Source organism: Actinocatenispora rupis (assembly GCF_016861975.1).
Classification (GTDB): domain Bacteria; phylum Actinomycetota; class Actinomycetes; order Mycobacteriales; family Micromonosporaceae; genus Actinocatenispora; species Actinocatenispora rupis.
This window is the reverse complement of sequence record NZ_BOMB01000007.1, coordinates 21,239-41,388: the sequence shown is the minus strand read 5'-3', so window position 1 is coordinate 41,388 and position 20,150 is coordinate 21,239. Positions and strand designations below refer to the sequence as shown.

The window sequence follows — 20,150 nt, the reverse complement described above, 5'->3', positions numbered from 1 at the left end:
GGTCAGGCGGCTTCCGTGCCGGGGCTGGTGGCTGGGCACGGCTGGCGGGACGGTTCGGACGCTGCGGCCGCGGCGGTCCGGCGAAGGCCGGGGACGAGGGTGAGGAGGCCGACGGCGGCGAGCGCGGCGCCGAGCCAGAGGGTGCCGAGCAGCCCGGCGCCGGCGATGACGAGGCCGCCGAGCGAGGATCCGACGACCACCCCGCCGGTGATGAACGACGAGTGCACGGTGTTGACGAGCGGCCCGGTGTCGCCGGCGCGTTGGACGCGGGTGGCCAGGGCGGGGTTCATCGTGACGCCGACGAGGCCGATGCCGAGCAGGCACGCGACGGCGACCGGCGCGTGCCGGGCGAAGAGCGCGAACCCGACCAGGAACGCGAGGTTGAGCGCGAGCCCGCTGGCGACGACGGGCACGGCGTACCGGTCGGCGAGGCGGCCGACGACGGTGTTGCCGAGGACCGTGGCCGCGCCGTACGCGATGAGCAGGAGCGGGACGGTGGACGGCCGGAAGCCGGTGACGCCGGTCAGGATCGGGTTGAGGTAGCTGAACGCGGCGAACGTCGCGCCGATGACGAACGTGCTGGTCGACAGGGTGAGCCAGAGTCGCGGGCGGGTGAAGACGGCGAGCCGCCGGCGCAGCGGGACACCGTCGGCGTCGGCGTACGCGATGTTGGGGACGGCGCGGCCGGTGACCGCGGCGGCGAGGACGGTGAGGATGCCGACGGCGCCGAACGCGGCGCGCCAGCCGAAGCGTTCGCCGACGAGGGTGGCGAGCGGCAGGCCGAGCAGGGTGCCGAGCATCAGCCCGTTCATGACGACGGCGACGGCGCGGCCGCGCAGCTCGGGCCGGGCGAGCCGGACCGCGAGCGACACCGCGACCCCGAAGTACGCCTGGGCGGTGGCGCCGGTGACGATCCGCGCCACGACCATCACCGGGTACGTGGGTGCGGCGGCGGCGAGCACGTTGCCGGCGAGGAAGACGGCGGAGAGTACGACGAGGGCGGTGCGGGCGCGGAGCCGGAGTACGGCGGCGGACACGAGGGGGCCGCCGAGCGCCATGGCCACGGCGTACGCGGTGATGAGGTAGCCGACCTGCGGGACGGTGACGTGCAGGCCGGCGGCGAGTTGGGGCATCAGACCGGCGACGGCGAACTCGCTGGTGACCATCGCGAAGATGCCGAGCGCGAGGACGTACGTGGATCGGGGCACGGTGGGTCTCCTGGTTTTGCATCGATCGGTGCAGAATTGAGACAGCAGAAGGCGCGTCGCTCCACGCGACGAGGTCAGGCGGTCAGGGCGTCCACCGCCGTCGCGGCGATCGCGGTCAGCGCCGCCCGGGACGCGCCGCCCTGCGCGGCCACCCGCATCCCGGCGATGACCGCATTGACGAAGCGGGCCAGATCGTCGGCGTCCCGACCCGAGGTCACCTCGCCCGCCGCCCGCCCCGCCTCGATCACGGTACGCAGCGCGTCGAGCCGTACGGCAAGGTCGCGGTCGAGCATCCGGGTGACGCGCTCGTCCCGGCCGGCGAGTTCGACGGTGCTGTTGACGGTGAGGCAGCCGAGGCCGCGCCCGTGCCGCCGGTGCTCGAACTCGGTGTCGATGATCCGGTCGAACAGTGCCCGGATCCGCGCCACCGCGGACAGGTCGGGGTCGGCGAGGATCGCGAGCTGCTGCGCGTTCATCGTCTCGATGTACCGGGCGAGCGCGCGGGCGAACAGCTCGTGCTTGCTGCGGAAGGCGTTGTACACGCTGCTGCGGTCGAGGTTCAGCGCGTCGCACAGGTCGCGGGTCGAGGTGCCCTCGTACCCGTTGGCCCAGAACGTGCGCATCGCCGTGTCCAGCGCGCGGTCCTCGTCGAACGTCCTCGGTCGGGCCATACCGGCACGCTACCGGTTTTGCATCGACCGGTGCAATACGACGGCGGTCACTCCGGGCGAGGTGCGTCCACCGGCAGCCGCGGCTGGAACGGGACGGCGACCACCGGGCACGGGGCATGCCCCACGCAGTAGTGACTGACCGACCCGTACACGAGGCGGTGCAGGGGATGGTGGCCGTGGCTGCCGACCACCAGAAGCAGCGCGCCGCACGCCGCCTCGGTCAGCGCCGGACCCGCCGGACCCAGGCGTACCTGGACCTCGACGTCGGCCTCCGGGTACTCGGGGAGCGCGGCCAGCGCCTCGTCCCGCCACTGCACCGCGGCCCGGTGCGCGTCCTCGGCGTGCGCCAACGCGTCCGGCGGCACCATCGTCACGTCACTCACCGCCGGTTCGGTGAACGCGTGCACCGCGACGACCCGCGCGCGGTGCGCCCACGCCTCGGCGATGGCCCAGCGCAGCGCCGCGGTCGACGCCTCCTGGCCGTCGATCCCCACCACCACGAACGGAACGGTCCGCTCCATCACGCACCTCCCGCCGTACGCCGGCGTACCCGAGTGCGATTGTCCCCCATTCGGGGCGCCGGGAAACACTCTCCGGATGGACCGACCGGGCCGCGCGGATGCCACTCCCTGCGCGATCCTGGACAATCACGTGCTCACACCCGGGAGGTCCCGTGCCGCGTAAGGAACCCGAGTTCAACCCGGAACCTGGCGTACTGACCGTCTACTCCGAGATCGCGTGCCCGTGGGCGACCCTGGCGCTGACCGGGTTGCGGCGGGCACGGCGCCGGCTCGGCCTCACCCGCGTACGCATCGACCTGCGCGCGTACCCGCAGGAGCTGCTCGGCCGGCCGAACCCGAAACGGGTGGTGGACGCGGAGATCCCGGTGATCGGCGGGCTGGACGAGACGCTCGGCTGGCAGATGTGGCAGGCGGCGGACTCGCTCTGGCCGGCGTCCACCCTGCTGCCGCAGGAGGCGGTACAGGCGGCGAAGCGTCCGGACGTCGGCGGTCTCGCCGCGAGCGACGAACTGGACGCGGCGCTGCGGCACGCGCTGTTCGCGGAGAGCCGCTGCATCACGCTGCTGCCGGAAGTACTGGCCGTCGCCGAGTCCTGCGCGAGCGTCAACACCGCCGCGCTGACCAAGGCGCTGTACCTGGGTTCCGGGCGCCCCGAGGTCATCAGCCAGTGGCGTACGGCGAAGGACCGGGCGGTGGCCGGCAGCCCGCACGTGTTCCTGCCGGACGGCAGCGAGTGGCACAACCCCGGCGTCGAGGTGCGGTGGACCGGCGGCGAGCGCGGTGCCGGCTTCCCGATCGTGCTGTCCCACGACCCCACCGTGTACGACGAGATCTTCACCACCGCCACCCGCCCCGCCGCCGTCTGACCCGGCGGGGCGGTACGACGGCTCAGGGGTGGATGTCGTTGGCGCGGTTGTGCGCCCGGCGTACGGACCAGAAGGCGAGGATCGCGGCGACGGCGAGACCCCACAGTACGTAGTTGAGCACCGAGCCGGGGGCGTGCGCGCCCAGCGTGAGGTGCATCGGCGGCAGCAGCAGGACGACCGCGACGAGCGGACCCGCCACGTACCAGGCGACGACGGTGACCATGCCGAGGTTGCCGGCCGGGGTGTCGGGGCCGTTCATCGCGGCGGCCGGCACCGGCCCCCGGTACGCGGAGACGAGCGCGGCGAACACCAGCGCCGGCACGCAGATCACCGGTACCAGCAGGGCGGTGACCGAGCCGGTCAGGGCGACCGCGACCACGGCGCACACCTCGGCCAGGACGCCGGCGACGACGAGCGGCACCACCACGTGGCGCAACGCCAACCGGTCGAACGCGTACGGCAGGGAGCCGGCGCGGCGCGGGTCGTCGGCGTCCAACCGGGCCGGCTCGGTGAGCTGCGCGGCGGCCAGGTAGCCGGCGACGAGCCCGGCGGCGAGCAACGCGAGCGACAGGTACAGGTTGGCGGCGCCGGTGGACAGCCGGATCAGCAGGAAGCCGACCGCGGTCAGCAGTACCGCCCAGGCGGGCCGGGACGGGGAGCGGACCAGCGCGGTCGCGTCCCGCCACGGGATGATCAGCCGCGGGTGGTGTGGCCGCGGCAGCCGCAACGTACGCGCGGGTCGGCTGCGCGCGGCCCGGATCTCCAGGGCCGCGGCGCGCGGGTTGAGGGTGGTCAGGCCGGCGGTGAAGCCGGCGACCGACCGCGCCCGGATCCGCAACGTACGGCCGGAGACGCCGGGGCAGACGACCATCGCCACGACGGCCGCCGCGAGCGCGGCCACGACCAGCAGCGCGAACCCCACCGGCCACCCGGGTACGACCGGGCCGGTGACCGCGAGGACCGGCTGTACGGCCCAGCCCCACGGTCCGGTCCACGTCTCGACCCGCACCAGCACCGGCAGGTCGTGCCCGTACGCGGCGAGGCCGGCCTGGACGCCGAGGGCGACCGCGACGAGGACCGCGACCGGCGCCAGCAACCGGACCAGCCGGGCCGCCCGCTGGTACCGCTCCACCAGCGCGGACACCCCGAACGACAGCACGCCCGCGGCGGCGAACCCGCCCGCCGACGCGCCGAGCAGCGGACCGAACCGGCCGACCGCGAGGCCGCCGGTGGTCAGCGCGACCGCCACGGCGACACCGAGTACCGCGCCGCCGACGGCACCGATGACCAGCTGGTTGCGCAGCCGCGGGCGCAGGATCCGGCCCCGGTCGATCGGCAGCGGCAGCAACCAGCTCGCCGCCGGTACGGGCACGGTGACCGGACCGCGCCACAGCGCGTCCCGCAGTACGGCGACGAACAGCAGGAGGGTCAGGGCGATCAGCGCGGGCGGCGCCGCGGCACCGAGTACGGCGGCGTCGGTGGTCTGCTGCTGGCCGGCGGACAGCCGACGCAGCCAGGGCAGCAGGGCACCGCCGTACACGAGCAGGCCGATGGCCGTGGCGTACGCCGCGAACGCCGCGCTGCCCGCCTGTTCCCGCAGGTGCGCCCGGCGCAGTCGACGCAGCAGCGCCAACGTCTCCCGGGTACGCGCGGCGACGGTCGCCCGGTCCAGCGTGTCGACGGGCTCCGGCCGCGGCGTGGTCAGGACCGGATCAGGCGATGTCACCGGCGAGCACCTCGTCCGGTTTGCCGTCGGCGACGACCTGCCCCTCGCGCAGCACGAGTACGCGGTCGGCGACCGCGGCGGCGAGATCGGTGTGGTGGGTGGCGACCAGCAGCGCGGTGCCCGCCTTCTTCTCGGCCGTCAGTACGCCCGCGAGCCAGTCCCGGGCGAACGGGTCGAGCCGCTGCTCCGGCTCGTCCAGTACGAGGAGCTTGCGGGGGCGGACGAGTACCGAGGCGAGCAGGAGGGCCTGGGTCTGCCCGCTGGACAGCGAACCGGGCAGCGCGTCGGCGTGGTCGTCGAGCCGGCAGTCGACGAGCGCCGACTCGACCATCCCGTCCGCCTCGGCGCCGGCGCCGTGCGCGACCGCGACCAGGTGCAGGTGCTCCCGTACGGTCAGGTCCGGGTAGTACCCGACGCTGTCGGCCACCACGCCGATCTGCGTCCGGGTGCGCACGTCCTCCTCGGTCAGCGGTACGCCGCCGAGCCGGACCGTGCCCTCGGTGGGGGTGTCCCGGCCGCACGCGATGCGCAGCAGGGTCGACTTGCCCGACCCGTTCGCGCCGAGCAGGACGACGCACTTGCGGGCGCGCAGGCTCAGGTCGACCGGTTCGAGCGCCTGCCGTTCCCCGTACACGCGGGTGACACCGCGGAGTTCCAACAGCGGAGGAGTGGCCACGCCTGCCGATGCTACGGCGTGCCCGGACGGGGTCGTGCGTCGCTGCCCTCCGCCGTACGGTCGTGGCACCGCGGCGGGTCGTGGGTGACCGGTCACATCAGTACAGTGGTGTCGGGAGGTGGTGCAGGTGGCCGAGTCCGTACCGGCGCCGCTGCGACTCGTCGAGTCGTTCCTCAACTCCGTCGACGTGGAGAGCGGCGCCGACGACCTGGTCGACGTGCCGACGTTCCGTCGGTGGCTCGCCGACCACGGCCACCCCGCGCCCGCCCGCGACACCGACCTCGATCTCGCCCGCCGGCTGCGTACCGAACTGCGCGCCGAGGCCGCGACCCACCACGGCGTCGACACCGACCGGGACCGTACCGAGCTGGACCGGATCGCGGCGGGCATCCCGCTGGCCGCCACGTTCGGCCCGGACGGCGCCCGGCCCGCGCCCGCCGGCACCGGCGTCGTCGGCACCCTCGGCGAGATCCTCGCCGCCGTCACCCTCGCCAGCCACGACGGCACCTGGCGCCGCCTCAAGATCTGCCCCGCCGACGACTGCCGCTGGGTCTACTACGACACCTCGCGCAACTCGTCGCGCCGCTGGTGCTCCATGCGCGTCTGCGGCAACCGCAACAAGACCCGCACCTACCGGCAACGCGCCACCACCGCCTGACCCCCTTGGTACGCAAGGGATCCGGCGCGGTGGGAGTCAGCGGAAGCGGCGCTGGCCGAGGGCGTCGGGAACGCGGCTGGCGGCGAGGTCGTCACCGCTGAGGCGCCACGCCCAGGACGGGCGCCCGTCGGCGTCCACGGTGTCGTCGACCCGCCGGTACCCGAGCCGGTTCGGTACGGCGGCGCTCGCGGCGTTGGCCGGGTCGTGCCGGATCTCCACGTACCCGATGCCCGGTACGGCGAGGCCGGCGGCGGACACCGCGGCGGTCGCGCGGGTGGCGATGCCCTGGCCGGTGTGCCGGACGTCGACCCAGTAGCCGATCTCCAGGGCGCCGGGGCCGATCCGCGACATCAGGCCGATACTGCCGACGACGCGCCGCGCCCCCAGCACCACCGCGTACTGGAAGTCCTGGCCGGCGTCCCAGGTCTCGACGCTGTGGGTGAGGAACGCGCGGGCGTCGTCGATGTCGTACCCGTCGGTCGCCCACGGCATCCAGGGCCGCAAATGGCTCAACGAGGCCCGAACGACGTCGCACAGGGCACGGGCGTCACCGGTACGCCAGCGGCGCAGCGTGACACCGTTCGCGACGAGGATCTCCGAGGGCGGGACCAGCCGTACGACCATGGCGCCATCCTGGCAGCCGTACGCCAGCTCGTAGGCTTGCGGGGTGCCCGAACCGCTCGCCGCCGCGCTCGCCGACCTCCGCGCCCTGCTCACCGACCCCGACCGCCTGGTACGCGCGGTCGGCAGCGGGAAGCGGCGCGGCGCCGTACCGGCGATGCCGCGGGTGGAGTTGCGGCCGGTGGACCTCTCGGCCGGACCGCGGCTCCAGATCTCCGCGTCCGACGGGCAGCGCCCCACCACGCGGAACGTGGCATGGGGCGCCGAGGCCGGCACCGCGGTCGACGAACTGCTCGCCGAGCCGTACGGAAACTGGCACGTCACCGGCACCGACGAGACGGTGCAGCTGCGGGTCACGAAGCGCGGCGAGGCGCAGGTGCACCGGTCCGCGGGCACCGGCGAACGGCCCGACACCGGCCACGACCGGGCGAAGTCGTACCTGCTGGCCCCCGACGACGAGCTGTACGCGACGATCGGCGGCACCGCGGCGAAGCGGCGCCAGGTCGACGCGTTCCTGCGCGCGCTCGACGCGACACTCCCGGACCGGCTGCCGAGCCCGCTCCGGGTCGTCGACCTGGGCTGCGGCAACGCGTACCTGACGTTCGCGGCGTACCGGTGGCTGACGACGCGCCGCGGCGCCGACGTACGGCTGGTGGGCGTGGACGTCCGCGCCGACCAGCGGGACCGCAACACCGCGCTGGCCGAGCGGCTGGGCGCGGCGGACCGGGTGTCGTTCGTGGCCGGCACGATCACCGACGCCCCGGTCGACGGCGCCGACGTGGTCCTCGCCCTGCACGCCTGCGACACCGCGACCGACGACGCGATCGCCCGCGCCGTCGGCTGGGACGCGCCCTGGCTGCTCGCCGCGCCCTGCTGCCACCACGAGCTGGCCGGCCAACTGCGCACCCACCGCGATCCCTTGGTACGCAACGGGATCCTCCGCGAACGGTTCGCCGACGTGCTGACCGACACGGTACGCGCGGAGCTGCTGCGCGCGCTCGGCTGGAGCGTCGAGGTCGTCGAGTTCGTCGACTCGAAGCACACCCCGCGCAACCTGCTGCTGCGCGCCCACCGCGGCGCCGGCCCGGCCGAGCGTACGGCCGCGCGCGCCGGCTACCGCGCGCTGCTCGACACCTGGCAGGTCGACCCGGCGCTCGGCCGGCTGCTCGCCGACCGGCTCACCACCGACACCTGACCCGACGAACTCAGCGGCGGGGGCGGAAACCGAAGAGGCGCAAGCTGTTCGTCACCACGAACACGCTGGAGAACGCCATCGCCGCAGCCGCCACGACCGGCGTCACCAGCCCCAGCGCGGCCAGCGGCACCGCCGCCACGTTGTACGCGAAGGCCCAGAACAGGTTGCCGCGGATGGTGCGGAGGGTGCGGCGGGAGAGCCGGATCGCGTCGACCGCGGAGCGCAGGTCGCCGCCGACGAGCGTCAGGTCGCTCGCCTCGATCGCCACGTCCGTGCCGGTGCCGAGGGCGATGCCGAGATCGGCGCGGGCCAGCGCGGCGGCGTCGTTCACGCCGTCGCCGACCATCGCCACGACCCGGCCCTGCCGCTGGAGTTCGGCGACCACGTCGACCTTGCCGGCGGGCAGTACCTCGGCGTGCACCTCGGTGATGCCGACCCGCGCGGCGACCGTCTCGGCCGCGGCGGCGTGGTCGCCGGTCAGCAGTACGGGGTGCAGGCCGAGGGCGCGTAGCTCCTCGACCGCCTCGGCCGAGCCGTCCGCGACCGCGTCCGACACCACCAGTACGCCGCGGGCGCTGCCGTCCCAGCCGACCAGTACGGCGGTGGCACCGGTCGCGCCGGCCTGCTTCACCGCACCGTCCAGCTCCGCCGGCACGGTCATCCCGTACTGGTCCAGCAGCGCGGCGCGGCCGACGACGACGCGCCGTCCCGCGACCGTACCGACGGCGCCGAAGCCGGAGACCGCCGCGAAGTCCTCGACCGGCGGCACCGTCCCCGCCGCGGCCGCGACCGCCCGGCCGATCGGATGCTCGCTCGCGTGCTCCACCGCCCCCGCGTACCGCAGGACGTCGGCGGGCGTCTCGCCGGCGGCGGCGACCGTACCGGTGTGGGTCATGCGGCCGGTGGTGACGGTACCGGTCTTGTCGAGGACGACGGTGTCGATCCGCCGCGTCGACTCCAGTACCTCGGGGCCCTTGATGACGATGCCGAGCTGCGCGCCGCGCCCGGTACCGACGAGCAACGCGGTCGGCGTGGCGAGGCCGAGCGCGCACGGGCACGCCACGATCAGGACCGCGACTCCCGCGGTGACCGCCGCGACGGGCGGGTGGCCGAGCAGCAGCCAGGCCGCGACCGTACCGACCGCCAGCGCCAGCACCACCGGTACGAACACCGCGGAGATCCGGTCGGCCAGCCGTTGCACCCGGGCCTTGCCGTTCTGCGCCTCGGTGACGAGCCGGCCGAGCTGCGCGAGCTGGGTGTCCGCGCCGACCCGCGTCGCGCGGACGACCAGCCGGCCGCCGGCGTTGACGGTCGCGCCGACCACGTCGTCACCCGGCCCGACCTCGACCGGTACGGACTCGCCGGTGAGCATCGACGCGTCGACCGCGCTCGTACCGGACAGCACCCGGCCGTCGGTCGCGATCCGCTCCCCCGGCCGTACGACGAACGTGTCGCCGACGGCGAGCCGCCCGACCGGTACGGTGCGCTCCCGGCCGTCGGTCAGCACCGTGACGTCCTTGGCGCCCAACGACAACAGCGCGCGCAGCGCCGAGCCGGCACGCCGCCGCGCCCGCGCCTCCGCGTACCGGCCGGCGAGCAGGAACGTGGTGAGCGTCGCGCTGACCTCCAGGTACGGCTGGGGCCCCCGATCGGCGGCGCCCCACAGCACGCCGCCCATCCCGCCGCCGGCACCGCCCCGCACCACCGCCCACACGCTCCACAGGTACGACACGGCCGCGCCGAGCGACACGAGGGTGTCCATGGTGGCGGCGCCGTGCCGCAGGTTCGTGAGTGCCGCGCGGTGGAACGGCCAGGCGCCCCACGTGACGACCGGTGCCGCGAGCGCCAGCGCCAGCCACTGCCAGCCCGGGAACCGCACCGCCGGCACCATCGTGAGCAGCAGCACCGGTACGGTCAGCGCCGCCGCACCCACCAGCCGCCGGCGCAACGGCCGTACGTCGTCCGGCACCGGCTCCGGTTCCGGCGGCCGCGCCGTGTACCCGGTGGCCTCGACGGTGCCGACGAGATCCGCGACCGTCAGCTCGTCCGGGTACCCGACGCGGGCGGTTTCGGTGGCGAAGTTCACGCTGGCCGTCACGCCGGGCAGCTTGTTCAGCTTCCGTTCCACCCGGGCGGCGCAGGACGCGCAGGTCATCCCGCCGATCCGCAGCTCGACGCTCGCCATCCGGCTCACACCAGCTCGTACCCGGCCTCGTCGACGGCCGCGCGGACCGCGTCGGTGGCCAGCGGCCCGTCGGCGTCGACCTCGACGCGACCGCTCGCCACGTCGACGCGTACGTCCTGCACGCCGGGCAGCGTGCCGATCTCCTCGCGTACCGAGCTGGCGCAGTGCCCGCAGGTCATGCCGCTCACCGTGTACGTCTGCGTTGCCATCCGTTCGCCTCCGTCGTGTGGGTCGTCAGGAGCGGACGAGGCGGGCGATGGCCGCCGTGGCCTCCTTGACCTTGGCGTCCGCCTCCTCGCCACCCTTCGCTGTCGCCTCGGCTACACAATGTGACAGGTGCCCGTCGAGCAGGCCGAGTGCCACGCCCTGCAGGGCACGCGTCGCGGCGGAGATCTGGGTCAGGATGTCGATGCAGTACTGGTCCTCGTCGACCATCCGGGCGACGCCGCGGACCTGTCCCTCGATTCGGCGCAACCGGGTCAGCAGCGCCTTTTTGTCGTCGCTGTACCAGTATTCGGTCATCGTCACCATCCCCCTCCGCGACCTCGACTCTACCCTACCCCCCTACCGTATAAACTCACCACGCGCAGCCGTGCGTACGCGAAGCGAAGGGTCATGCAGCGATCGCGTACCAACTGGCGGGGACCGACTTGCCACCGACTGACGGTTATCTCTAAGGTGACTCACCGTCTGCCCGGATGTCTGCCATCCGCCCGTGGGTGGCACCGGACGACACCGCCGAATCGCCGCGCCGTCGCGTCGCGGCGAGCTGGGGACCCACATTCACGGGGTGAATCCGCTGCCCGCCCCCTGGGCCGCGGTAGGGCGAAACTTCTTCCCGCCCGAACCCGTCAGCTAACCCAACAGGCGGTTGAGGAAGAAGGAGCCGGCCCCCGGTGTCCATCACCCGTACCGCGAGACCGTTGCGGACCCTCGCGCTGGCGCTGTTCGCCGCCGTCTCGGCGGTCGCGCTCGTGGCGCTCGCCACCCCGGCGCACGCCACGCCCTCCGAGGCCGACCTGGACAAGCAGATCCAGGCCAAGTCCAACCAGTTCAACAAGGCCGTCGAGCAGTACGACCGGCTCATGGTCGACCTCAAGAAGAACAACAAGAAGATCGCCGCGCTGCAGAAGAAGCTGAAGCCGCTGGAGATCAAGGTCGACAAGGCACAGCGGCAGGTCGGCTCGATCGCGTCCGCGGCGTACCGCGGGGGCACCGCCAACGCGGTCAACTCGATCCTGGCCAACGGGTCGGCCAACACCCTGCTCGACTCGCTGTCCATGCTCGACCAGATCGCGCACCAGCAGAACCAACAGGTCTCCGCGCTCGTCAAGGCCAAGAACGAGCTCGACCGGCAGAAGAACGCGCTCACCTCGACGGTCGACAAGGAGAACCAGCAGAAGAAGGACCTGGCCGCCAAGAAGAAGAAGCTCGACGCGGACGTCCAGAAGCTGCGCGACATGCGCACCCAGGCGTACGGCTCGCCCGACAACTACGGGCAGACCGTCGACTACGGCCCGCCGCCGAACATCCCCGGCACCGCCGGCCAGGCCGTCTCCTTCGCCTGGAACCAGCTCGGCAAGCCGTACCAGATGAACGCGGCAGGGCCCAGCGCGTACGACTGCTCCGGCCTCACCATGGCCGCGTGGGCGAACGCGGGACGTTCCCTGTCGCACAGCACGTACTCCCAGTGGAACGAGACCGCGCGCATCGGCCGCGGCGACCTCCAGCCCGGTGACCTGGTCTTCTACTACAACAACGAGCACGTCGCCATCTACATCGGCGGCGGCACCGTGATCCACGCCCCGACGTACGGCGAGCCCGTGAAGAAGGCGGGCATCGACACCATGCCGATCGACGGCTACGGCCGGGTGCGCTGAGCCACACTCCCACCCCCAACGCGACGCCGGTACCGGAGCACCCCCCGCCCCGGTACCGGCGTCGCGCTTTCCGCCACCTCGTACCGCGGCGCGACGGATGTCGCTGGAGACCGCGGCGGACCGGCCGGTAAGCTCGGTCCGAGCCCACGGGTACGCACGGGCGCCCGGTCGCAGCCGGGAGCTTGGCACGTGACCCGGGGTGCACAGCGGGTCGGTCCCACCGGCCTACGCCCTCGTAGCTCAGGGGATAGAGCACCGCTCTCCTAAAGCGGGTGTCGCGCGTTCGAATCGCGCCGGGGGCACCGGAGGGGCCAGCTCATCGGCGTACTGCCGGGGGCTGGCCCTTGTCGTTGGCCCGGCCACGACAGGGCGTGTGGCGCGGGCCGCGCACGCATCGGTACCCGGGGACCGGGATCAGCGCGGGCGGGTGAGCGCCCGGACGATCCAGGGCGCCACCAGGGCCAGTACCACCGCGACGGGTACCACGACATCGCGCCACGGGTCCCGGACCGGATGGTACGTGGCCGCTCCGTCGCGGATCTCGATGAAGCCGACCGGCCGGGCGCCCCCGCCGCCACCGCCACCCTCGCCGGGCTTGTCCGGTGCCGTGCTGACACCGCCGCCGAAGCCGAGGCCCACCTTGGCGACCGGTACGACGGTCGTGCCGTTCCGCTCGATCGGCGTACCGACCACCTGCGAGACCGACAGCGTCGTACCGAGTCGGTCGGCCAACCGGGCCAGTGGGCCGTTGCCGGATTCCACGCTCGTCATGAGCGCACCTCCCGCCCTCATGGGCGCCACGCACCGCGGACGGCGTACTCTCGCCGGCCACGTTACCGGTCCGCCCCGCGCCGCCTGGGCCGATCGCGCGGAACGGCCCGGAAGTCGATGCGGCAGCCGCACCCCTCGTGTGAGCCGCCAGTCGGTGCGCAAGGGCCCGCTGGCGAACGCACGCCCGCCCGTGGGCCGAGTTCTTTGGGTACGCGGCTTGCTCGCGGCGCTGTCCCGGACGGCTCCCTGTCTGGGCGCGCCGTGCGGCCGGCATGGTCGTCCGCGTCGTCGGGTCTGTCCTCCGATCGGCGCACCGGCGCGTGTCGCGCGCTGGGCTGGCCGGTTGGGTACGGAGACCGGTGTTGCGGGCCGGTCCCTAGGATCGGTGAGGAGACGACCTGTGTCCCGAGAACGCCGAGGTTCTGCCGTGCCTGCCAGCCGCCCGACCACCCGTACCGGGCCGGACCCGCTGCTGCTCGACGGCATCGACGCGCTCGGCTGGACCGGTACCGTTGTCGACCGGGTCCGGATGTTCGGCGAGCGCGTCACCGTCGTCGCCACCGTCGACCACCAGGCGCACGCCGACCGGGTCGCGTCCGGCTGGGCGCCCGTCATGGACGCCGCGACGCTGACCTCCTGGGACGAGCTCCCGGAGCTGTGGCCGACCGTCCCGCCGCGGGTGGTGCGGCTGGTCGGGATCTGCGGCCGGTACCGCACCTGGCGCGGCGGCATGGCCGGCGCCGGCAGGCTCTCCGGGTTCGCCGCCACCGCGTTCCTGGTCGAACGGGACCCCGGCGACGAGGGCCTGCTCAACGCCCTCTGGTACGGCGTCGGGGTTCTGCGGGCCGCGCCCGACGGCGGCGTCCGGCTCGTACAGTCCGGACACAACGGCCCTGCACCGACCTCCCGCTACGGGGCGCTGCGCCGCGAGTCCGAAGAGATCGTGTACCGGCGGCTCATCCTCGACGGCGTACTCACCGGTCCACCGGGCGCCTGATCGACCCGCCGCCGAACTCGACCCAGTTCTCCAACGCCTTCGGGGGCGCCCACCCGCCACCGGGGTACCGCTCGGCCAGTTCGGCGCAGTCGCCGGCGGCCAGCGAGCACTTCTCGACCCAGCTCGTCTGGTTGTCGAGGACGGTGTGTGTTCGGTGCAGCGTCTCGTCGCGCAATTGGTACAGCAGGTCCAGCGAGTGCAGCGCGGACGCCCATCCGACGTCGCTCGCGGTACGCAGCATCGTGATCGGTCGGCCGGCGCAGTACCGGCAGCGGCACTGCCACACGGGGTTGTCCGGGTCGCGCGCGACGGCCGCCGCGATGTTCCCGATCCGCTTGTACGCCAGGCACGGCCGGAACAGCGCGGACGCCTCTCGCGGACGACCCGGCGGGCCGCCGCCACCACGGGGATACAGGTGCCGGAGCGACGTGTCCACGCCCACCGCGGCGGCGACCGCGCCGAAGCACAACGCGCCGACCGCGGACACGTCCGAACGCAACAGCATCACCGGTACGGGCAGCGCCAGCACCCGCAGCAGCCCCCGCATCGCGTCCTGCACGCCGAGCGGATCGTCCTTGTGTTCCAGGACCAGCGCCACGGGTACCCCGACGGTCCGGATGGCGTCGAGCAGTACGGGCACCCTCTGGTTCTTCAGCCAGGCCAGGTTCAGCGCGAGCAGCGCGACCGCGTCGTCGCCGAGCTGCGCGGTACGGCGCAACACGCTGCGCAGGCCGTCGCGGTCGTCGGCGTCGACGTACCCCGCGTCCGGCAGTACCCAGGGCAGGCCGAGCGCGCGCTGGTCGCGGATCCACGTCGGGTCGAACGCCTGGTCGGCGAGCGTGCGGCTGTTGCCCTGGTACCGCGCGCGATCGACGAGTACCGGGCTCGTGTCGCGGCGCAGGCTTCGTACCGTCTGGATCGCGTTGTCGCCGGTCACGACCAGGCCGCCGTCGAGCGCGTCCGTCACGAGGTCGCGCAGCTCGGAGTCGCCCGCGCGGCGCCCCGGTACCTGCGCCAGCAGCAGCCTGCCCGGCGTTTTCTGCCCGCTCGTGATCCTTCGATACATTCACCCAATATCACACCGAACGACATCACTGTCACTGATTGCTTTCGGTGACCGGTTGCCGAAGTCGGGGGCGTCGGGCGCCAGTCAGAGGGCGGCGTACACGGCGGTCTGGAGGTCGTGGTGGACGTCGGGGGCGCTGGGCGACTCGAACTCGCGCTGGGTGAGTACGACGATGGTGAGGTCGTGGGCGGGGTCGATCATCCAGGTGGTGCCGAGGCCGCCGGCCCAGCCGTACGAGCCGTTGTCGAGGACGCCGCCGCCGTACCCCCAGGACTGTTCGGCGAAGAAGTCGGCGCCGAGGCCGCCGCGGGCCTTCTGGCCGGGGGTGAGCTGGTCGCTGGTCATGGCGCGGACGGCGGCGGGGGTGAGCACCGGGTCGCCGCCGCGCAGCAGCATCCGGCCGAACGCGTGCAGATCGTCCACAGTGGACACCAGCCCGTCGGCGCCGTCCTCGAACGCGGGCGGTCGGCCCCACGCCCCGTCCGGCGCGTCGAGGACGGTCAGCCCGTCCGGCGACGGCCGGTACGCGGTGGCCAGCCGGCCGGTGTCCGCGGCGAAGAACCCGGTGTCGCGCATGCCGAGCGGCTCGAACAGCCGGGTCCGCAGCACCTCGCCGTACGTGGTGCCGGCGGCGCGGGCGAGCAGTACGGAGAGGACGGCGGAGCCGGTGTTGTACATCCAGCGTTCGCCGGGCTGGGCCATCAGCGGCAGGGAGCCGAGGTGGGCGATCCAGGTGTCGGGGTCGGGTTTGGTCTGCGGCTCGGGCGGGCCGAAGGTGGCGAGGTGCAGCTCGCCGGCGGCGGTGACGACCGGCCACGGTTCGGTCGCCGCGAACATCTCTCCGACCATCCCGAAGCCGAACGTGAACGTCAGCAGGTCCCGCACGGTGACCGGGCGTACGGCGGGGACGGTGTCGTCGAGTGGGCTGTGCAGGTGGCGCAGGACGCGCCGGTCGGCGAGTTCGGGGAGCAGCCGGTCGACCGGGTCGGCCAGGTCGAACAGTCCCTCGCCGGCCAGCGCGAGGGTGGCCGCGGCGGTGATCGGCTTGGTGGTGGACGAGATCCGGAACAGCGAGTCCCGTCGTACGGGCGGGCCGTCCACGGCGAGCCGGCCGCGCGCCTCGACGTGTACCTCGTCGCCCTGCGACACCAGCGCCACGAGCCCCGGTACGTCCGACGGGCCGACGTGCTTCTCGGCGGCGGCCCCGAGTGCGGCGAACCTGTCCGTCATCGCGCGCTCCCTCCCGTCCGTCCATCCTGACCCGTACCGACCGGTGGCGGGGCGGAAACTCGTCGCGTACGCCCGGCCGAACGTGTCAGCGGCCGGTGAGGCGGGCCCGGAGTACCTGGGCGGTGGCGCGGGCCATGGCGCCGCGCGGGGTGACGGCGAGCAGGGACAGTTCCTGGCGCGGGGTGGTGGTGCCGTCGAGGAACGCGAGCGTGTCCGGGCTTCCGGCGAGCAGGTCGGTGAGCAGCCGCCGGCCGTCGACCAGGCCACGGTCGAGCGCGCGCAACAGGACCGCGTCGTACCCGAGGTGCCGCCTGGGGTACGGGCGGGGCGGCAGCGGTACGCGGCCGGCGGCGAGGTCGGCGGCGACGGACGCGGCCTGCCGGAGCATCGCGCGGAACGTGTACCCGGTGGCGGGTCGGGTGGCGCCGCCGCCGGTGCCGAGCCGGAACACCCGCCGTCCGGTACGCCGCGGGAACGCCGCGTCGGTCATCGGGATCGCGCCGTCCTCGGTCGACTCGACGCGGGCCCCGGGGAACCGCCCGCGCAGCACGTCGTACGCCTCGGTCGGCAGCCGGTGCCGCGAGAACACCGTGTACTCGACCAGCGCGCGCGACGCGGAAACCGGGAGTACGTAACCGAAGGCGAGGCCCTCGGGCGGCTGGGGTACGGCGAAGTCCATCAGGGTCGCGGTGTCCGGGTCGACGTCGGCGCCGGACAGCCACCAGCCCCGGAAGTGTTGCAGCAGCGCGGTTTCCGCGCCCTCCCGGCGGCCGGCGAGCAGCGGGCGGCGTGGTGGCGGTGGCAGCGGGCGGGAGTCGAACACCCAGCGGGCGCGCAGCTCGCCGGACGGCGTGGTGACGCGCGCCCGCTCCGCGCCGTCTCGTACGTCCAGGGCTGGTTCGTCGTACCAGGTCACGTCGAGGTGCGCGGCGCGCTCGCGGGCCAGGGCGTACAGGTCGGCGGACCGGACCAGCGCGTACGACCAGCCGCGCGCGGCGAGCGGGTGCGCGGCGCCGTCCGGGCCGACGACGCGCAGCGCCGACCAGCGCCGGGTGACAGCCTGCTCGACCGGACTGCGGCCCCGGTCCCAGAAGCACCAGGTACGGTCGTTTCCGCTGTGCCGTACGGGATCCACCACGGCGACGCGCAGCCCGCGGAGCGCGCCGAGCGCGTGCAGCAGGCAGTGCGCCGCGCCACCGCCGCCCACGAGTACGAGGTCGACGTCGGTCATCCCGGGTGACCGATCCGTCCACTGTGGATGATGAGTCGGCCGCTGGTCATCCCGTGATCCGTTGCGCCGCAAGGCGACCCGACACCAGCACCATCGGTACGCCGACGCCGGGCTGGGTGCCGGAGCCGACGAACACGACGTTGTCGAGGCCGGGTGCGAGGTTGCCCGGACGCATCGGCCCGGTCTGCGCGAATGTGTGCGCCGCCGCGAACGGTGTCCCCGCGGCCATGCCCGCCGCCGCCCAGTCGGCCGGCGTGACGACCTCGCGCAGCTCGACCGCGCCGGTCAGCCCCCGGTACCCGCGACGCTCCAAAGTGGACAGCAACTCGTCGGCGTACCGCGGACCCGTTGCGGCCCAGTCGATCCGGCCACGGACGAGGTTCGGCGCGGGAGCGAGCACGTAGTACCCGTGGCGGCCGGGCGGGGCGAGCGACGGGTCGGTGCGGGTCGGGTTGGTGACGAGCAGCGACGGGTCGCTCATCACCCGCCCGCGCCGGATCACCTCGTCGAACGTGCCGCGCCAGGCCCGGCCGAAGTGGATGTTGTGGTGCGCGGCCCCGGCGTACGCGGCGGTGGCGCCGACGTGCAGCACCACGCAGGACGGCGAGTACGTCAGGGGGCGGCGGACCGGGGCGTGCAGCAGGTCGCGGCGGGCGACCGGCAGGTCCGGGTTGAGCACCACCGCGTCGGCCGGGATCCGTTGCCCCGCAACGGTTGTCACCGCGCGTGCCCGGCCGCCGGACACCTCGACCCCGGACACCTCCGTGTCGTACGCGATCTCGACGCCGTGCTTCTCGGCGACCGCGGCGAGCGCGGTGGGTACGGCGTGCATGCCGCCGCGCGGGAAGTACACCCCGGCGACGGTGTCCAGGTACGAGATGACGGCGTAGAGCGCGAGGGCGCGGTGCGGGGCGAGCCCGGCGTACATGGCCTGGAAGGAGAAGATGCGCCGGGTGCGCGGATCGCGCAGGTACTGCCCGACCTTGGCGGACAGCGGCCGGAGCCCGCCGCGGGCGACCAGCCGCGCCAGGTTCGGCGTGAGCAGGTCGAGCGGGCCGTCCAGGTTGCGGTCGATGAAGTCGTACCACTCGATCCGGTACAGCTCGCGGGCGAAGTCCACGAACCGCAGGTAGCCGTCGGCCTCCCGGGATCCGCACAACCGTGCGATCTCCCCGGCCATCGCGGCCGTGTCGGTCCGTACGTCCAACGTGGACCCGTCCGCGAAATGCGCCCGGTACGCCGGATCCAGCCGTACCAGGTCCAGCCAGTCGGTCAGGTCCTCGCCGACCGTCGCCAGGGTGTCCGCGATCAGGTGCGGCAGCGTCAGGACCGTCGGCCCGGTGTCGAACCGGTACCCGGCGCGCGCCAGCAGCCCGGCGCGACCACCCGGCACCGACGCGCGTTCCAGTACCGTGACGCGGCGTCCGGCCGCGGCCAGACGGATCGCGCAGGACAGCCCGCCGAGCCCGGCGCCCACCACGACGACCCGGTCCGTCGGGCCCGCGACGGTACGCACTACGTGGCGCGCTGGACGGCGGCGAGCGCCAGCGCGGACAGTTCGCGTCGGGCGGGGTCCGCGACCGGCGCGGCGGCCAGCGCGGCCAGCCCGGCCGACACCCGCGCCGAGATCATGCCCTCCACCTCGGCCCGCGCCCCGCACGCCGTGATCACGGCGGTGACCTCGGCCAGCTCGGCGTCCGACGCGTCGGCGGCACCGAGTGTCCGGTCGAGCAGGGCGCGCTGCCGCGGCGTGGCGCGCGAGCGGGCCAACTCGGCCAGTACGGTCGGCTTGCCCTGGCGGAGGTCGTCGCCGACCGGCTTGCCGGTCACCGCGGTCTCGCCGTACACCCCGAGGATGTCGTCGCGGAGCTGGAACGCCTCGCCGACCGCCACCCCGAACCGGTCGTACGCCGCGACCGCGTCCGGCGGCACCGGCCCGGCGAGCGCCGCACCGAACCGCAGCGGCCGCTGCACCGTGTACGACGCGGACTTGAACCGCGCGACCTTCACCGCGGCGGCCACCCCGTCGCTGCCACCCGCCGCGTGCAACACGTCCAGGTACTGACCGGCCACGGCCTCGATGCGCATCGCGTCGTACACCCGGCGGGCGGCGAGCAGCACCGGGGCGGGCAGCCCGCTGGTACCGATGAGGCGGTCGGCCCAGACCGCGCAGAGGTCACCGAGCAGGACGGCGACGGAGGTGCCGAACCGGTCCGGGTCGCCGCGCCAGCCACCCGTACGGTGCCGGTCGGCGAACTCGCGGTGCAGCGTGGGCCGGCCGCGGCGGACCGCCGAGGCGTCCATCACGTCGTCGTGCGCCAGCGCGAACGCGTGCAGCAACTCCAGCGCGCCGACCGCCCGTACGACCGGCTCGTCGTCGGCGCCGTCGGCGACCACGCCGCGCCACCCCCAGTACGCGAAGGCGGGGCGGAGCCGCTTCCCGCCGCGCAGGACCAGGTCGGTCAGCGGGGCGGCGGCGTCGGCGACGGCCGGATCGAGCGCGCGGAGGGTGTCGACCTCGGCCGCCAGGAACTCGGCCAGGACACCGGTGACGCGCCCGGCGACGCCGGCGACGAGGTGCTGGGACACGGCACCGAGCCTAACGCCAGCCTCCCCGCGGCCCCCGGCGGGCGGCGGGGAGGCACCGG

General features: G+C 74.0%; 20 protein-coding genes, 1 tRNA gene and 1 riboswitch. Of the genes, 6 read left to right on the top strand and 15 right to left on the bottom strand.

What is annotated here, in order from left to right; all coding sequences use genetic code 11:
* Positions 1-2 precede the first annotated feature (2 nt).
* The 3 genes from Aru02nite_RS05790 to Aru02nite_RS05780 all read right to left on the bottom strand — a co-directional run bounded on the left by Aru02nite_RS05790 (position 3) and on the right by Aru02nite_RS05780 (position 2,400).
* Complete coding sequence (locus Aru02nite_RS05790; protein WP_203655509.1) at positions 3-1,208, bottom strand: MFS transporter; 1,206 nt, start codon at positions 1,206-1,208, stop codon at positions 3-5.
* Positions 1,209-1,282: 74 nt separating this feature from the next.
* The gene (locus tag Aru02nite_RS05785) at positions 1,283-1,879 is read right to left on the bottom strand and encodes a TetR/AcrR family transcriptional regulator (protein WP_203655507.1); all 597 of its coding nucleotides are present in this window, start codon (positions 1,877-1,879) and stop codon (positions 1,283-1,285) included.
* 47 nt (positions 1,880-1,926) lie between these two features.
* Entirely contained in the window at positions 1,927-2,400 is a 474-nt protein-coding gene (locus Aru02nite_RS05780) for a universal stress protein (RefSeq protein ID WP_203655505.1), read from the bottom strand.
* 152 nt (positions 2,401-2,552) lie between these two features.
* Between Aru02nite_RS05780 and Aru02nite_RS05775 the strand changes: the two genes are divergently transcribed.
* On the top strand, positions 2,553-3,266 hold the full coding sequence (locus Aru02nite_RS05775) for a hypothetical protein (protein WP_203655504.1): 714 nt from the start codon (positions 2,553-2,555) through the stop codon (positions 3,264-3,266).
* Between the two features lie 22 nt (positions 3,267-3,288).
* Here Aru02nite_RS05775 and Aru02nite_RS05770 read toward each other — a convergent pair whose 3' ends face one another.
* Both Aru02nite_RS05770 and Aru02nite_RS05765 read right to left on the bottom strand, forming a co-directional pair.
* Positions 3,289-4,992 carry a DUF6297 family protein gene (locus tag Aru02nite_RS05770; protein WP_203655503.1) on the bottom strand — a complete coding sequence of 568 codons (1,704 nt, stop codon included), beginning with the start codon at positions 4,990-4,992 and terminating at the stop codon, positions 3,289-3,291.
* Positions 4,979-5,668 carry an ABC transporter ATP-binding protein gene (locus Aru02nite_RS05765; RefSeq protein ID WP_203655502.1) on the bottom strand — a complete coding sequence of 230 codons (690 nt, stop codon included), beginning with the start codon at positions 5,666-5,668 and terminating at the stop codon, positions 4,979-4,981. The genes Aru02nite_RS05770 and Aru02nite_RS05765 overlap by 14 nt, the downstream gene beginning before the upstream one ends.
* A gap of 127 nt (positions 5,669-5,795) precedes the next feature.
* Between Aru02nite_RS05765 and Aru02nite_RS36475 the strand changes: the two genes are divergently transcribed.
* Positions 5,796-6,326: a CGNR zinc finger domain-containing protein gene (locus Aru02nite_RS36475; protein ID WP_239076426.1), complete on the top strand. Its 531-nt coding sequence runs from the start codon at positions 5,796-5,798 to the stop codon at positions 6,324-6,326.
* Between the two features lie 36 nt (positions 6,327-6,362).
* Here Aru02nite_RS36475 and Aru02nite_RS05755 read toward each other — a convergent pair whose 3' ends face one another.
* The gene (locus tag Aru02nite_RS05755) at positions 6,363-6,950 is read right to left on the bottom strand and encodes a GNAT family N-acetyltransferase (protein WP_203655501.1); all 588 of its coding nucleotides are present in this window, start codon (positions 6,948-6,950) and stop codon (positions 6,363-6,365) included.
* A gap of 43 nt (positions 6,951-6,993) precedes the next feature.
* On the opposite strand from Aru02nite_RS05755, the gene Aru02nite_RS05750 reads away from it, so the two are divergent.
* Positions 6,994-8,142 (top strand): class I SAM-dependent methyltransferase, encoded by a 1,149-nt coding sequence (locus Aru02nite_RS05750; protein WP_203655500.1) that lies wholly within the window; start codon positions 6,994-6,996, stop codon positions 8,140-8,142.
* A 10-nt stretch (positions 8,143-8,152) separates the two neighbouring features.
* Here Aru02nite_RS05750 and Aru02nite_RS05745 read toward each other — a convergent pair whose 3' ends face one another.
* The 3 genes from Aru02nite_RS05745 to Aru02nite_RS05735 are packed head-to-tail and all read right to left on the bottom strand — an operon-like array spanning position 8,153 to position 10,849.
* On the bottom strand, positions 8,153-10,327 hold the full coding sequence (locus tag Aru02nite_RS05745) for a heavy metal translocating P-type ATPase (protein ID WP_203655499.1): 2,175 nt from the start codon (positions 10,325-10,327) through the stop codon (positions 8,153-8,155).
* A 5-nt stretch (positions 10,328-10,332) separates the two neighbouring features.
* Positions 10,333-10,536 (bottom strand): heavy-metal-associated domain-containing protein, encoded by a 204-nt coding sequence (locus Aru02nite_RS05740; RefSeq protein ID WP_203655498.1) that lies wholly within the window; start codon positions 10,534-10,536, stop codon positions 10,333-10,335.
* Positions 10,537-10,561: 25 nt separating this feature from the next.
* Positions 10,562-10,849, bottom strand: a complete 288-nt coding sequence (locus tag Aru02nite_RS05735; RefSeq protein ID WP_203655721.1) for a metal-sensitive transcriptional regulator — start codon at positions 10,847-10,849, stop codon at positions 10,562-10,564.
* Positions 10,850-11,053: 204 nt separating this feature from the next.
* Positions 11,054-11,212, top strand: a riboswitch (cyclic di-AMP (ydaO/yuaA leader).
* Positions 11,213-11,223: 11 nt separating this feature from the next.
* Between Aru02nite_RS05735 and Aru02nite_RS05730 the strand changes: the two genes are divergently transcribed.
* Together Aru02nite_RS05730 and Aru02nite_RS05725 are read left to right on the top strand one after the other, a co-directional pair.
* Positions 11,224-12,207: a C40 family peptidase gene (locus tag Aru02nite_RS05730; protein WP_203655497.1), complete on the top strand. Its 984-nt coding sequence runs from the start codon at positions 11,224-11,226 to the stop codon at positions 12,205-12,207.
* 229 nt (positions 12,208-12,436) lie between these two features.
* A tRNA-Arg gene (locus tag Aru02nite_RS05725) sits at positions 12,437-12,509 on the top strand.
* Positions 12,510-12,621: 112 nt separating this feature from the next.
* On the opposite strand, the gene Aru02nite_RS05720 is transcribed toward Aru02nite_RS05725, so the two are convergent.
* Positions 12,622-12,978, bottom strand: coding sequence for a GerW family sporulation protein (locus Aru02nite_RS05720; RefSeq protein ID WP_203655496.1), 357 nt, complete (start codon positions 12,976-12,978; stop codon positions 12,622-12,624).
* A gap of 427 nt (positions 12,979-13,405) precedes the next feature.
* Here Aru02nite_RS05720 and Aru02nite_RS05715 point away from each other — a divergent pair, with 427 nt between their 5' ends.
* Entirely contained in the window at positions 13,406-13,975 is a 570-nt protein-coding gene (locus Aru02nite_RS05715) for a hypothetical protein (RefSeq protein WP_203655495.1), read from the top strand.
* Here Aru02nite_RS05715 and Aru02nite_RS05710 read toward each other — a convergent pair.
* From Aru02nite_RS05710 to Aru02nite_RS05690, 5 genes are all read right to left on the bottom strand, one after another.
* Positions 13,953-15,041, bottom strand: coding sequence for a hypothetical protein (locus Aru02nite_RS05710; RefSeq protein ID WP_203655494.1), 1,089 nt, complete (start codon positions 15,039-15,041; stop codon positions 13,953-13,955). The genes Aru02nite_RS05715 and Aru02nite_RS05710 overlap by 23 nt on opposite strands.
* A gap of 84 nt (positions 15,042-15,125) precedes the next feature.
* Positions 15,126-16,271: a serine hydrolase domain-containing protein gene (locus Aru02nite_RS05705; RefSeq protein ID WP_203655493.1), complete on the bottom strand. Its 1,146-nt coding sequence runs from the start codon at positions 16,269-16,271 to the stop codon at positions 15,126-15,128.
* An 85-nt stretch (positions 16,272-16,356) separates the two neighbouring features.
* The gene (locus Aru02nite_RS05700) at positions 16,357-17,502 is read right to left on the bottom strand and encodes a lycopene cyclase family protein (RefSeq protein WP_203655492.1); all 1,146 of its coding nucleotides are present in this window, start codon (positions 17,500-17,502) and stop codon (positions 16,357-16,359) included.
* Positions 17,503-17,548: 46 nt separating this feature from the next.
* The gene (gene crtI, locus Aru02nite_RS05695) at positions 17,549-19,018 is read right to left on the bottom strand and encodes a phytoene desaturase family protein (protein WP_203655490.1); all 1,470 of its coding nucleotides are present in this window, start codon (positions 19,016-19,018) and stop codon (positions 17,549-17,551) included.
* Positions 19,018-20,091 carry a polyprenyl synthetase family protein gene (locus tag Aru02nite_RS05690; protein ID WP_203655488.1) on the bottom strand — a complete coding sequence of 358 codons (1,074 nt, stop codon included), beginning with the start codon at positions 20,089-20,091 and terminating at the stop codon, positions 19,018-19,020. Before Aru02nite_RS05690 ends, crtI begins: the two co-directional genes overlap by 1 nt.
* Between the last annotated feature and the right edge of the window lie 59 nt (positions 20,092-20,150).